13 protein-coding genes are annotated in these 12,930 nt (G+C 51.1%); 8 read left to right on the top strand and 5 right to left on the bottom strand.

Going from position 1 to position 12,930, the window contains the following annotated elements:
• The first annotated feature begins 1 nt into the window (after window position 1).
• The 6 genes from VGA14_RS00560 to VGA14_RS00535 all read left to right on the top strand — a co-directional run bounded on the left by VGA14_RS00560 (window position 2) and on the right by VGA14_RS00535 (window position 3,857).
• Window positions 2-373: a hypothetical protein gene (locus VGA14_RS00560; protein WP_331001790.1), complete on the top strand. Its 372-nt coding sequence runs from the start codon at window positions 2-4 to the stop codon at window positions 371-373.
• A 36-nt stretch (window positions 374-409) separates the two neighbouring features.
• Window positions 410-829: a CoA-binding protein gene (locus VGA14_RS00555; protein WP_331001789.1), complete on the top strand. Its 420-nt coding sequence runs from the start codon at window positions 410-412 to the stop codon at window positions 827-829.
• Window positions 830-866: 37 nt separating this feature from the next.
• A complete protein-coding gene (locus VGA14_RS00550) occupies window positions 867-1,229 on the top strand; it encodes a hypothetical protein (RefSeq protein ID WP_331001788.1) in 363 nt (120 codons plus the stop codon).
• Between the two features lie 204 nt (window positions 1,230-1,433).
• A complete protein-coding gene (locus VGA14_RS00545; protein ID WP_331001787.1) occupies window positions 1,434-2,633 on the top strand; it encodes a redox-regulated ATPase YchF in 1,200 nt (399 codons plus the stop codon).
• Entirely contained in the window at window positions 2,630-2,857 is a 228-nt protein-coding gene (locus VGA14_RS00540) for a hypothetical protein (RefSeq protein WP_331001786.1), read from the top strand. Before VGA14_RS00545 ends, VGA14_RS00540 begins: the two co-directional genes overlap by 4 nt.
• 4 nt (window positions 2,858-2,861) lie before the next feature.
• Window positions 2,862-3,857 (top strand): biotin--[acetyl-CoA-carboxylase] ligase, encoded by a 996-nt coding sequence (locus VGA14_RS00535; protein WP_331001785.1) that lies wholly within the window; start codon window positions 2,862-2,864, stop codon window positions 3,855-3,857.
• Here the strand turns inward: VGA14_RS00535 and VGA14_RS00530 are convergent.
• On the bottom strand, window positions 3,851-5,185 hold the full coding sequence (locus VGA14_RS00530) for a glycerate kinase type-2 family protein (RefSeq protein WP_331001784.1): 1,335 nt from the start codon (window positions 5,183-5,185) through the stop codon (window positions 3,851-3,853). The genes VGA14_RS00535 and VGA14_RS00530 overlap by 7 nt on opposite strands.
• A 939-nt stretch (window positions 5,186-6,124) precedes the next feature.
• Between VGA14_RS00530 and VGA14_RS00525 the strand changes: the two genes are divergently transcribed.
• Window positions 6,125-8,995 (top strand): choice-of-anchor D domain-containing protein, encoded by a 2,871-nt coding sequence (locus VGA14_RS00525; protein WP_331001783.1) that lies wholly within the window; start codon window positions 6,125-6,127, stop codon window positions 8,993-8,995.
• Between the two features lie 511 nt (window positions 8,996-9,506).
• On the opposite strand, the gene VGA14_RS00520 is transcribed toward VGA14_RS00525, so the two are convergent.
• Window positions 9,507-9,713, bottom strand: coding sequence for a hypothetical protein (locus VGA14_RS00520; RefSeq protein WP_331001782.1), 207 nt, complete (start codon window positions 9,711-9,713; stop codon window positions 9,507-9,509).
• A 741-nt stretch (window positions 9,714-10,454) separates the two neighbouring features.
• Window positions 10,455-10,631, bottom strand: a complete 177-nt coding sequence (locus VGA14_RS00515) for a hypothetical protein (protein ID WP_331001781.1) — start codon at window positions 10,629-10,631, stop codon at window positions 10,455-10,457.
• A 289-nt stretch (window positions 10,632-10,920) separates the two neighbouring features.
• On the opposite strand from VGA14_RS00515, the gene VGA14_RS00510 reads away from it, so the two are divergent.
• On the top strand, window positions 10,921-11,496 hold the full coding sequence (locus VGA14_RS00510; RefSeq protein ID WP_331001780.1) for a hypothetical protein: 576 nt from the start codon (window positions 10,921-10,923) through the stop codon (window positions 11,494-11,496).
• 207 nt (window positions 11,497-11,703) lie between these two features.
• On the opposite strand, the gene VGA14_RS00505 is transcribed toward VGA14_RS00510, so the two are convergent.
• On the bottom strand, window positions 11,704-12,003 hold the full coding sequence (locus VGA14_RS00505) for a hypothetical protein (protein ID WP_331001779.1): 300 nt from the start codon (window positions 12,001-12,003) through the stop codon (window positions 11,704-11,706).
• Window positions 12,004-12,702: 699 nt separating this feature from the next.
• Window positions 12,703-12,930 (bottom strand): universal stress protein (locus VGA14_RS00500; RefSeq protein WP_331001778.1); only part of this gene is annotated, 228 nt, incomplete at its 5' end.

Raw genomic sequence — 12,930 nt, 5'->3', positions numbered from 1 at the left:
AGTGCGCGTTGGCATCGTGATTGCAATCGCAAGCGGCGTTGTCGCTGCGGCAATGGCAATCATGCTTGTGCCCGCCATCCCGACGCAAGACTATTCGCTGACCGTTGACGCGCTGAAGGACGAGCAGTCGCTTTTCACCGACGCCCGCGTAGTGCTTTCAAACACCGGCCGGCTCACGCTTACAAACGTCGTGGTCGATTTTGGTGGCGGCCAGACGGAGTCTGTTGGAACAATGGAGGCCGGTACCAAGAGGACGGTGTCGCCGCCCGAGGGGGCGCAGCTAGAGTCTGTCACAGTGACTGCAGACCCGGACATCAGGAAAGTGCAGCAATATCGCACTCCGATAAAGTTGCCTGGCATGATAGGCTCATGACTGCGTTTAAATAACAAAACCGCCGCGGAAATTCTGATGAACATCGACTCATTCTCTGACGCCGAGCTGAGGGAGTTCTACAAAATGAAAAACATCGCAGTGGTCGGCATGTCCAAGACTGACGGCAAGCCGGCAAACTACGTCCCCAAGTATCTGATGGAGCAGGGGTACAACGTGATACCGGTCAACCCGACGGCGCCGGAGATAATGGGGAGGCAATCGTATCCCGCGGTTTCAAGCGTGCAGGAGCCAGTCGACATCGTTGACGTGTTCCGGCCGTCAGACGACGTACTGCCTGCTGTCCAGGACGCGATAAAAAAGCCGGGGATAAAACTCATCTGGATGCAGCTTGGAATCTACAACGAACAGGCAGAAAAGCTCGCAAAACAGAAAGGCATCAAGGTCGTTTACAACCGGTGCATGCTTGAAGAGCACCATCGGCTTTTCGACTCCTGACCATAAGCTCAATTATCCGGCGCGCTGGATGCAGGGTATGGCAGAGAGCACAGACAGGGTAGCGCAGAAAGTCAGGGAGGCCGTAGACGCGCTTGCAGCCGAGGGGGTAATGGCTAGGGTTGGCGTCGATGGCGACGCCGGTATCGTTAAGGTGTACACGGAAAAGTCCGACGCGCTAAAAAAGGCGTCGTCGGGGCTTGCAGAAGTTTTGGAACTTGCGTACACGACCGCAGAGCACCACCCCTACTGGGGTATGCTTTACCACGCTACGGAGATATCGAGGATGCTGCTTGAGAAGTGGGACTCAGACCTAACGGAGGACAACCTGTTAGAGATAGCGTGGCGATGCGACGAGATAAGGGTGGCCAAAGAAAGGGCCGGCGAACGTCATGCCGACTAGTTTATCGGCTAGCTCGGCGTAAATAACGCGATGGCACAGGCGTTAACGACTTTACATGCAAAACCAACATCACACAAGCTATCGTTTGCTGTCCATGCATCGCTGCTTGCAAGTTTCGTCGGGCTGGTGGGCTTTGTAGGCTCGGTATGCAGCCATGTCCACTAATCCACATCCTATATATAATAAAACAGTGGGGGTTTTTACATGATCAAGATCGGCCTGATCGGCAAGACCAACACCGGTAAGACAACCTTCTTCAACTCCGCAACACTTGCTTCGGCCGAGATATCGAACTACCCGTTCACGACCAAGCAGCCGTCGGTGGGCAACGCGACCGCAATCACCTTGTGTGTCCACAAGGAATTTGGCGTTCAGGACCACCCGAAAAACTCGCGGTGCATAGACGGGTGGCGCTTTATACCTGTAGAGCTTGTGGACCTGCCAGGCCTTATAAAAGGAGCGTGGGAGGGCAAGGGCCTTGGCAACCAGTTCCTCTCAATCGCGGCGCAGTCAGACGCGCTACTGCACATAGTTGACGCCTCTGGAAGCATCGACGCATCGGGCAGGATAGCAGAGCCCGGCTCTGGCGACCCGGTTGCCGACGTGGGCGACATCGAGGAAGAGATGGTGATGTGGTACCTGAAACTGTTCGAGGCAAACCGCGACAAAATGTCAAGGGCAGCAGACATGGTCGAAGCGATAACGGAGGTGTTCAGGGGTATAGGGGTAAGGGAGGACCACGTCAAACTCGCACTGGCGCAGAACAACCTTGTCGGCATCCTGCTCGACGACTTTGGGCCGGAACAGAGCAAGGACTTTTGCTGGAGCCTGCGCGACATTTCAAAGCCGACCCTTATCGTGGCAAACAAAGTTGACCTGTCCAGTTCGACTGACAACTTCAAGCGCCTGCGCGAGGAGTACAAGGATATGATAGTCGTGCCGTCAAGCGCGGACGCCGAACTAACGCTCAGGCGCGCCGAGCACAAGGGCCTCATAAAATACGTTCCGGGCGACGAGCGCTTTGAAATAAACGACCCTGCATCCCTCAACGACAAGCAAAAGTGGGCTCTCAACCTGATAAGAAAGGATATACTGGGCGAGTACATGCGCACGGGCGTGCAGTTTGCCATCAACGTCGCGGTCTTCAAGCTACTTAAGATGAACGCAGTCTACCCTGTCGCCGACGCAAAGAAGATGGCAGACAAGCACGGAAACGTGCTCCCTGACGTGTATCTGATGCGGTCCGGCTCTACTGTGGAGGACCTTGCGCGAGAAGTACACAGCGAGCTTGCCAAGGGCCTGCTGTACGCAGTAGACATCCGCGACGGGCTCCACCTGCCTTCCGACTACCACCTGAAAGACAGGGACGTGCTTTCAATAGTATCTGCAAAGAAAAAGAAATGACAAGACAGGAACTCTTGCAAGAGATCCGCAGCATCCTGAAAAGGGAGCCGGACAGGATGTACTCAAGAGAGGAGATACTCAACCTTTTTGGGAAAAAGGACAACGACACGGCCGTCGAAAGCCTTCTTGCCGAGCTTGAGGTGTCAAGCTCGCTCAGGGAGGCTGGCTCTGACGTCTATGCCACATGCAGGGGCGGCACTGTCTACTACAAGTGGAACTTGTAAAGGCATGACTCGCGCTCTGCCAAGGGACAAAAGGGTCGTCGAGTTTCTTGATTTGCTCAAGGCAAACGCTGACTATTCGTCGGGCCAGTCGCTTGCAAGAAAAGCAGGGATTTCAAGGAGCGCCGTGTGGAAGCACATACGCAGGCTTCGCCGGCTCGGCTACAGGATAGAGTCGCTGCACGGCAAGGGCTACCGGCTGGAGAGTGCTACGGAAAATCCCGTCCCCTGGGAACTTGCAAGGGTGCTTAAGACGTCGTTCGTGGGCAAGAACATAATCTACAGGGAAAGCACGCAGTCGACGCAGAGCCTCGCAATCGCGCTTGCAGAAAAGCCCGGTTCGCACGGCGCGGCCGTGATTGCAGAACAGCAGACCGGCGGGCGCGGAAGGCTCAAGCGCAAGTGGCTCTCGCCAATGGGCGGCATCTGGATCTCTGTCATACTAAAGCCGTCCATACCGACAGCGGCAAGCACGATGCTGCCGTTTGTCGCAGCAGTGGCGGTGTGCGACGCGGTGAGGGAGGCGACTGACCTTGACGCAACGCTCAAGTGGCCAAATGACGTGATGGTGAAGGGCAAGAAGGTTGCTGGCATACTCCTGGACCTGAGCGCCGAGGCAGACGCGGTCAACTACGCTGTAATTGGCATAGGCATAAACGCCAACGTTGACACTAAAAAACTGCATCTGGAAAGGGAGGGAAGACCTGCGATAACCTCGCTTTCCGACGAGCTCGGGCACGACGTCAACCGCCTGCACCTGACAAGGCTCTTGCTGGAAAAGCTGGAGCAGTATGTCGTGCTGCTCGAGGAAAAGGGGTCTGTTACTATAGTCGCCCTGTGGCGCAAAAGGACAGACATGCTCGGGAGGCAGGCGTCAGTGGTGCAGCAGAACAAGGTCATTTCTGGCATGGCCAAGGATGTAGGCGATGACGGCTCGCTGGTGCTTGCTACTGCCGCCGGCGACGTGAATGTCGTGTCGGGCGACGTGACGGTGAGCTACTGACCAGCCTTGTAAATAATGGCAATGTCGTTCACGTTGGTGCCCGTGTAGCCGGTGAATATAAGCGAGCCCATTTTTTCAAGCGCATGATAGCTGTCGTGTCTGACAAGAAAAGCTTTTGCGCCGATTTTTTTTGCAAGGGCGGCGGATTTTCCCGAGACGAGCGCGCCTGCCGCATCAGAGTTCCCGTCGATGCCGTCGGTGCCCAGAAAAGCCGCCACTGCCTTTATGCGGCACAGAGCACAGGTAAGGGCTGCTTCCTGGTTTCTGCCTCCCTTGCCTGAAGTTTTTCCGAGTTTGACGGTCGTCTCACCTCCTGCGACAAGCGCAAAAGGTGATTTCGACTTGATGTCGCCGGCAAGCTTGGCCAAGAAGGCGCCAAAGTCACGCGCTTCGCCGTCAAATCCGGAACCGAGAAATTCCGTGCGCACATTTTTGCGGCGCAAATAGCATGAGGCGCTTTTGCAGGCAAGCTCGTTGTTGCCGACAAGGACGTTTGCGACGCGCCTAAAAATCGGGTCGCCGGGCTTGGGAGTCTCTCTTATCAAGCCACGCGCTCCCCTTGCGATATGCCGCGCAGCCCTTGTGTCTGTAATTCCGTATTTTTCCAAGACTTGCTGTGCGTCTGAAAACGTGGTCGAGTCGGGAAAAGTCGGGCCCGATGCGATGACTGCCAAGTCGTCGCCAATGACATCGGACAGGACAAGCGACAGCACGCGAGATTTTGTATATCGTGCAAGCTGTCCGCCCTTTACTGCAGAGAGGTGCTTGCGCACAGAGTTTATTTCGTGTATGGTAGCCCCTGACGCAAGCAGCGCCGACGTGGCCTCCTGCTTGTCTTTCAATGTAAGGCCTTTTGCAGGAAGCGGCATCATCGCAGACCCTCCGCCGGAGACGACCATAATGACAAGGTCTTTTGTTTCTGCTTTTTCTAGAATGCTGATTATCTTTTTAGTTCCCCTTGTCCCTTCGTCGTCAGGAACCGGATGCGATGCGTGTATTATGGAAATCCTGTCAATGTTGTTTGCTTCCGTGCCGCGGGGCACGTTTATGCTCCCGCCTGTAACCCTGTCTTTCAATACGCTGGCAAGGGCCGATGTCATGGCTGCAGACGCCTTGCCCGCCCCGACGATGTAGATGCTGTTGAATTTGTCTATCTTGAAATTCTTGCCTGTAATGTTGCGGGCGACAAGCGTCCCCCTGCTATATGACAATGATTTTTTGACAAGGGCACCGGGGTCGACGCTTTTTATCGCTGCTTCAAGCGCGGACAGCACGAGCGACGACTGCTTGCCGTGAAACCTCTCAAGTGCCGCGCGGTTTTTTATCAAACAAACTGGGATGGTCGGCTTGCTATTTCTTTATTTCCTGTAGTTTAACCTATGTTAAAGTCACGCTTCCATAAGCTTTCCGACGGAAAAAGGGCCGTACAGTATCGCAAAACGCAATTTTGTATTACAATGGGCAAACCATGCTATAATCATTACCCAAGTTCCATCGTTCAGAGCCGCAAGGATCATCCTTCAACGCTGTCAATAACCATGCCAAAGAAAGTTGTCAAGGAGTGGGACCTACAGTCCGGTCAGATTGTCGAATCTAGGACCATGGCTGAAGGCCAGGATGTTTTTCTTAAAGTTAAGAAGATAACATTCTAATCGGCTCTGTTGAATCTAACCATTCTTGACCTCTTAATCGACATATCTCATAGGGACAAGCTTTTTGGCAGTATCATACCACACGCTATAAAAGAGTCAAGATACGTCATGATGGCTCTGCTTACATTATACATCGTGCGACAAACCTGCTTGTCATAGTGACTGTTTTCTAAACAACCACCGGTTACACAAGGCAAATAGTGGCATATCTTGTGCTCAGAATTGCACCTTAAGTGGCACATTGTCCATCCGAGCTTTACAGTAGGGTCCTCGTTCATTTTGGGCAGCTCCTCGCCCTTCGGTCCGGCGATCCATTCACGTAATGAAATAATTACATAAACGATCGATGTTTATGCAGAAGACTTGATTCCAAGTCCAGATAATGGCCATGATATTCATACCAATCACTGCTTCTATAAGAAAACTCTGTACCTATTTTTATAGTAGATCTCATGGTAAAGTAGTGACATGATAGGCCGGTTACCCAACATCTTGCCGCATGCAATTCCAATCCCAAAATCGGACAGCCATGTCAAGTTCGTTATACTCTTTGCCATCGGAGCTGTTGGCATTTTTGCTCTAACAAGCACTCCGCAGCAGGCGTTTGCTGGAACTGTGATATGGGATGGGGGTGGCGATGGGGTAAATTGGTCTGACGCAGATAATTGGGATGGCAACATTGCCCCGGCTGATGGAGATGTCATTGTAATTGATGGCGACGTAGGTGTAGATTCGGTCGTCCACCTTGATACTAATTTTACGCTAACTTATGGCAGCATTACCATCAACTCTGGCGATGAGCTTGTAATTGACCCCACATACGAACTTATTCTGAGCAATAGCGGTGGCACCGGCATCACCAACAGCGGCACCATCTCCAACTCTGGCACGATTACGGTGGTGAATAGCGGTATCGCCACCATCGGCATCACCAACAGCGGCACCATCTCCAACTCTGGCGAATTAAGCGTTGAGAATACCGGCGAAATCAGCACCGGCATCGTCAACGAAGGCACCCTCACCAACTTTGACACCTTGACAGTGGCTAATAGCGAAATCAGCAACTACGCCATCCTCAACATCGGCACCATCACCAACGAGAACTCTGGCACGTTGAGTGTGGAGAATAGTAGCCTAAGCAGCACCGGCATCCTCAACGAAGGCACCATTACCAACTTTGGCACGATTACGGTGCTGAATAGCAACGGCGCCCTCGGCTTTAACAGCGTCGGCAGCGAAGGCATCAACAACCATGGCACCATCACCAACTCTGGCGAATTAAGCGTTGAGAATACCGGCGAAGGCAGCACCGGCATCACCAACAGCGGCACCCTCACCAACTCTGGCACGATTACGGTGGTGAATAGCGACTTTAGCAACGTAGGCATCCTCAACATCGGCACCATCACCAACGAGAACTCTGGCACGTTGAGTGTGGAGAATAGTGGCCCATTCACCATCGGCATCGGCAACGCCGGTACCCTCACCAACTCTGGCACGATTACGGTGCTGAATAGCAGCGACGCCCTCGGCGCCAGCAGTATCGGCATCACCAACATCGGCACCATCACCAACTCTGGAACGTTGACTGTGAGTAACAGCTCTGACAACGCCCTCGGCATCCGCAACCACGACATCGGCACCATCACCAACTCTGGAACTATTACTGTGAGCAATAGCGACTTTAACAGCCTCGGCATCACCAACATCGGCACCCTCGCCAACTCTGGAGATATTACTGTGAGCAATAGCGGCGTAAGCAGCTTCGGCATCTTTAACATCGGCACCATAACCAACTCTGGTACTATTACTGTGAGCAATAGTGGATCCAACAGCAGGGGCATCCTTAATGACGGCACCCTCGCCAACTCTGGAGATATTACTGTGAGCAATAGCGGCGTAAGCAGCTTCGGCGTCTTCAACAGCAGCAATGGCTCCATGAACATCATGGGAGGCGGTGCTTACAATAACAATCTAGGCTCTGCCACGACCAACGAAGGCACCATAAACATCTATTTCGGGGGCACCTACAACAATAACGAAGGTTCCACCACCACCAATCTGGGGAATATCTTTAGGTGCAGTGGCGGCGTCTTTAACAACTTTGGCACTTTCAATGGCAATCCCTTATCAGAGTTACCTTGCGTTATTATCAACGAAGTTGAGCTGAACCCGCCTGGAAATGATAACATCTCTGACGATGGCGTTATGGAGCAGGTAGAACTATACAATCCATCATCCGAGCCTGTCGATGTCAGCGGCTGGACTGTAAGCTCTACCCACGGGACAGAGCATGAGACGATAGTTATGCCTTCTGACACAATAATTCCTGTCGGAGGCTTTCTCCTAGTCGGATTAGACAGTCAATGGCTAGACAACGACGATGAAACTGTCATATTGAAAAACACACTGGATGTTCAGGTAAATTCAGTCGGCTCTTTTGCTACTCCACCGCTTGACGAAGAGAACGATTCCAGAAGCTGGCAGCTATGTGTTGATGGGAGCTACGCGTGGCTTTTCAGAGAAAGTACACTAGGACAGGCAAATGATTGCCTATCGGAGCCACCTCCAGCCCAGCTTGACGTGACACCATCAGACCAGGACTTTGGCTCTGCACAGATAAACACTGACGGCGATTCACACCAGTTCACCGTCACCAACACAGGCCAGACCACGTCTGGGACCATATCCCTAGCCAACGGCGGCACCAACCCCGGTGACTATCTCCTCCAGCTTGGCGACACCTGTACCGGCGCTACGCTCGCATCAGGACTGACATGCAACTTTACCTTGATGTTCCACCCGCTAGGCGTCGGCTCAAGGCCAGCTACTGTCACTGCTTCAGAGGCAAGTGGCAGCTCAGACTCGGCCAACCTGACAGGTGAAGGAACAGAAGTACCACCGACTCCAGCCCAGCTTGACGTGACACCATCAGACCAGGACTTTGGCTCTGCACAGATAAACACTGACGGCGATTCACACCAGTTCACCGTCACCAACACAGGCCAGTCGACCTCGCCAGCTATAGCAGTGTCACTTGGTGGTAGCGACCCCGGTGACTTTAGCGTCACTAACGACAACTGCAGCTCCCAAACACTTGCAGTTGGCGCTTCATGCACATTTGACGTGACTTTCACACCTACTGCCACAGGCCCGAGGTCAGCTACAGTGACTGCTTCAGCCACGGGCGTCGGCTCAGCCTCAGCCAGCCTGGCAGGCAACGGAACAGCACCTCCAACAAGCCCCGCGGACGCCTTAAGGGTGTTGATAATCAAAGCTGAAGGAATGGGGATAGACGCCAATATGCTGAATCAGGCTCCAGGGTTGCTAGAAGATGACAAACCGAACAATGATGCATCGGTCTGTGGAAAACTGGGCGCTTTCATAAACCATGTGGAGGTCCAGGCAGGGAAGAAGTTAACCCATCAAGAAACCGAGGAGCTGATAGTAGATGCCCAAGAAATTGAAGATACGCTAGGCTGCTAAATGATAGACAACCCCAAGGCATAATCATGGTCCCAGAGGAATGTGGATGTGGTTTCATAATTGCTGATTGGTCTTCTATTAGGAAACCGCAAATTCTGCAAAGATTCTTTGAGAATCATCTTTCGAGTAACCTTCAATTCGAATTGTACCGCTATCATGCGTCTTATTCGCGAAGGGCACGGTTGCGTAACTCCATTCAAGACCTTTTCCCGACATTCAAGCTAGGATAACGAAACTCTGAGAAGCACGTTCCCATTCTAGATTTCCTTACCCACGTGACTATCCTGTTTTGGCCTAGACTTTTGTATTTGTGAGTAAATGTTGTCGTTTCTGGAATAGTAATCTTGGTGGTAAGTAATTTCTGAAAGGCTTCTTCTGTTGGGTGGAGGAAAAAATTGGTGATGTTAATAAGATGTGACTGCGCTTCGGCCTGATACTGAGATCCGCCCTTGATTTCGGGGCCTTCATTGGCCCTTATTTCTTATCGTCAGCATCTGGTGCGGCGGAGGTGTTATTTTCCTAATATCGCATCGATGCTGAACGACCTTTGCACGCTACGCCTTTTCTTTCCACACGCCGGATTATCGCATTGATATTCTCTTTCTGCTTCCCACCCTTGGAACGTTTCGGTATTCATACGTCCTTTATTGAGGACATAGCCAGTAGCTTGCATCGTGCCCATTTTACATTCAAGACATTTATCGCCTTCTTCAACCATGCAGTCCAACCGGATGACGTCGCATTTAGAATCTACTAAGCTATCTTATTGAATGGTAATAGTCGGCTATGATCATCTTCCCTCTTGATATCCTGCCCCTAACTCCTGATTTTGTCCGTCAAGGCCCCTGCAGAAATAGACTTGAAAACCAAGAAACCAAGCCAATATGTAGAGATTGACTACAAGTCATAGTACCAGCCCCGTACATCATGCCAAGTGCTTAATCCGTTGGATTTTGCTGTCGATTCTACAAAAGTCGAGAATTCGTCAGCTGAAACATGCAATGCGACATGACTCACTTTGTTTGGCGTGCGCCTTCTTTGAGTGGGTCCGGCATCTTCTTGAAGTTAGGAAGACGCTTTTTATTCCTATAGACTCTAGTCCCATTCCAGACAGAGGGGGCATAAAGAAGTCTGGGTCTGCAATGCAGTGTACACTCGCAGCTTAAGTCCAACTGCCGCATGTGAGATAATAACCGAGTTCCAATGAGGTCCCGCCCCTCCTTCTCTCCCAGTTGCGCTTTCCAATGGGCGGGGCCTTTCTGATCAGCAAGCTCTTAGACAGGCCTCAGGAGGCACGAGACATGCGTCCAGTACGACGCGCCGACAGACCCAAATTCGCTATCCTTTGAGCAGCAGCTAGTCGAAGACCGGGACATTTGCCGGCGTTGTGTTGATGGAATAATGACTGCTCATTATGATGTTGACATGCCCTACTTGAATCCGTGTTTCATGTGGTCGTTCACATAGGCTCTGATTTCTGCTTCTTTACCAGCTCTATTACTTCTTCGACTATATGGCCTTCTACATCCACCTCGTCAGCAATATCCTGCAGGGTATGACCTCCCTCATGCAGGTTAATGATTCGCTCTAGCTTCCACCTGTCGATTCCAATATGCCTGAGTTTTGGGAGATCCATGGGATTGATTCGAGATGCATCGATTTATTTAATAGGACTGCACTGCATTACAAGATCACAATGCACTACGCGTCTGAGTTGTGGAATAGATTAGCATCCAACTACGCAACACTGCAAGAACATCGAATCGTCTACCTGAAACGGCCCACTTGCCTGATCATCTCGCGTATATGATGTATCACAAATGGTGCAATATGATGTAGAATTTATATCGTATCACTCGATTGCAAAGCATTTACCAGCGGCCCTAGCAAGAAAACTAAAATCTTTGAGTCGTGTAGAATATACAATGGTACCGATGATCGACTCGCCAACGTTCAAAGACTCGATAAGGATGGGCATAGTTGCAGGACAGATAGCCGGATGGTCCATATTCGGACTGATTCTGGCTATCGATGCGAACCTATTGACACCCACCATGACGCAGCCTGGAACGTTCTACAAGATGATTGGCATGGCATTTGGGCAGGGCCCCGCGACTGATGCCTATGTTGGCTTTCTTCTACACATGATAACCGCCACGGTAATTGGAATCGTCTACTTGCTAATTTCAAATTCCGTGAAAAAGCTGTACATCACCTCTGTGTTCAAAGGCCTTGCGACCGGCACAATCACAGGCGTGGCGATATGGGCGATATTGTTCCTGCCTCTGCACTTTGGCGTTATGCAGCCAATGCTCGAGAACATCGTGGCAACGTCAGACCCATCATCCTCTGTCTACCAGCTTGCTAGCACGTTGGTGCAACTTTCAGGAACCATAGTGACAGGAGCGCTTGCCATGCACATAGTATTTGGTGGCGTTCTTGGGTTTAGTGGAAGACTTGCTACATCATCAGGAGAGCTGGTGGAAAGGGCCGCAGAATAGCTCCTTTACTTTTTTGAAACCATCTGTCAGACGCGATCTATTTTCTCGCCAATGCTTTCTGATGCCTCGTAAGCCATCATCAAAGTAAATAGCTCCGCCGCGGTACTTGCGATGCAACTAGCGCATGAATTCTATCAGGGCTTCACAGCCTTTCGCAGCATTAGCTCTTTTTCTAGTTATGCTATTTTGGTTGATAAGTCTTGTTTCCTACGGCCGGCCTACAAAGTTTTGATATTCCTCTAGGCTGACTCGGATCTCTCGCAGTAGATCGTCCCTTCCCTTCTTAAGCAGTGCCCTGCGATCTTCGTCTACCGCAGCTTGCAATTGATCCTGCAAAAGCTCCAAGGCTTCGCCGGGGTCTTCATCCTCCTTCCATATCTTGTACTTTTGGCCGATCGGCAATATGTGCCTCAAGAGCGCTACAAGACTTTCATAATCCTCTTTCTCATAGTAAGAGTCGTCGTGGAGGACATCATGAACATCTTGCTTCTTAGTATCCAGACTCAAGGTGTTTTTGACGTACTAAGTACGGTAGATCTGATAGATAAAGATAAGCTCCAACCTGTTGTCTGGCTATCTATTGCTCTAACCACAACTCCCATGTCAGGACGCAGAACGGGGAATTATCATTCAGATGCATTGCCTATACCATGCAGAGTGACCCACATTCTTGTGTTGTTGGTGCTGGCTTATGCACGGCCGTTACGGTTCCTTCCTTTAAATACAAACTCTGAAATCTGTGACGATTTGCCAGAATTGTCAAACTGCCAGTTCTACCATTTCATAGCGTATGTGATGACTCGCCCTATTTTTGACCTCAAGATGCCAGAAGAAGTTTTCACGCTGCAAGGACTGAATATCATTCCCTCTTACGGCTCTAACAGCATCCACACTTGCACGGTTCTAACTTGCAGCAAGAATCGGTACAGCAATCGCCGTTTGACTCTTTATCTGCGCTCTCTTGTTTCCCCATTATTTCACCTCGCTAATAGTTTACCTAAGAAACTATTTAAGTTGTCAAGTAGACTCGGCTACAGTTGTTGTAAGAATGGAAACTGACCTACACAGCAGGCGCGGCCATGCTCTGGAGCTCTGCGACGAGCGCGCCGACTCTCGCCAGCTCGTCATCACATAGAGCGCCGCTCTCAAGTTCTGCTAGCGCAAGGTGTTAACTTGGTGTTGAAGGTTGTCAAATCTTTGCACGCTTTATCTTACGATCAATACCGGCTCTCTGGCGTGATTGACAACAGCATGAGACACACTCCCAAGCAACAACTCTTTAAAACCTCCTAATCCCCTACTACCCATCACAATCAAGTCTGCGCCAACCGTCTTCTCTGCAACATCTACGATGACCTTAGCGGGATGCCCTATTTGCCATTTGAGCTCTGGTTTTATGCCATATTCCTTCTGTGCTCTTTCTGCAAGACTATC

Source organism: Nitrososphaera sp., from assembly GCF_036397675.1.
In the GTDB taxonomy this organism is placed as follows: Archaea; Thermoproteota; Nitrososphaeria; order Nitrososphaerales; family Nitrososphaeraceae; genus Nitrososphaera.
Note: the sequence above shows the minus strand (reverse complement) of the source record. Positions and strands in the feature narration are given on the sequence as shown.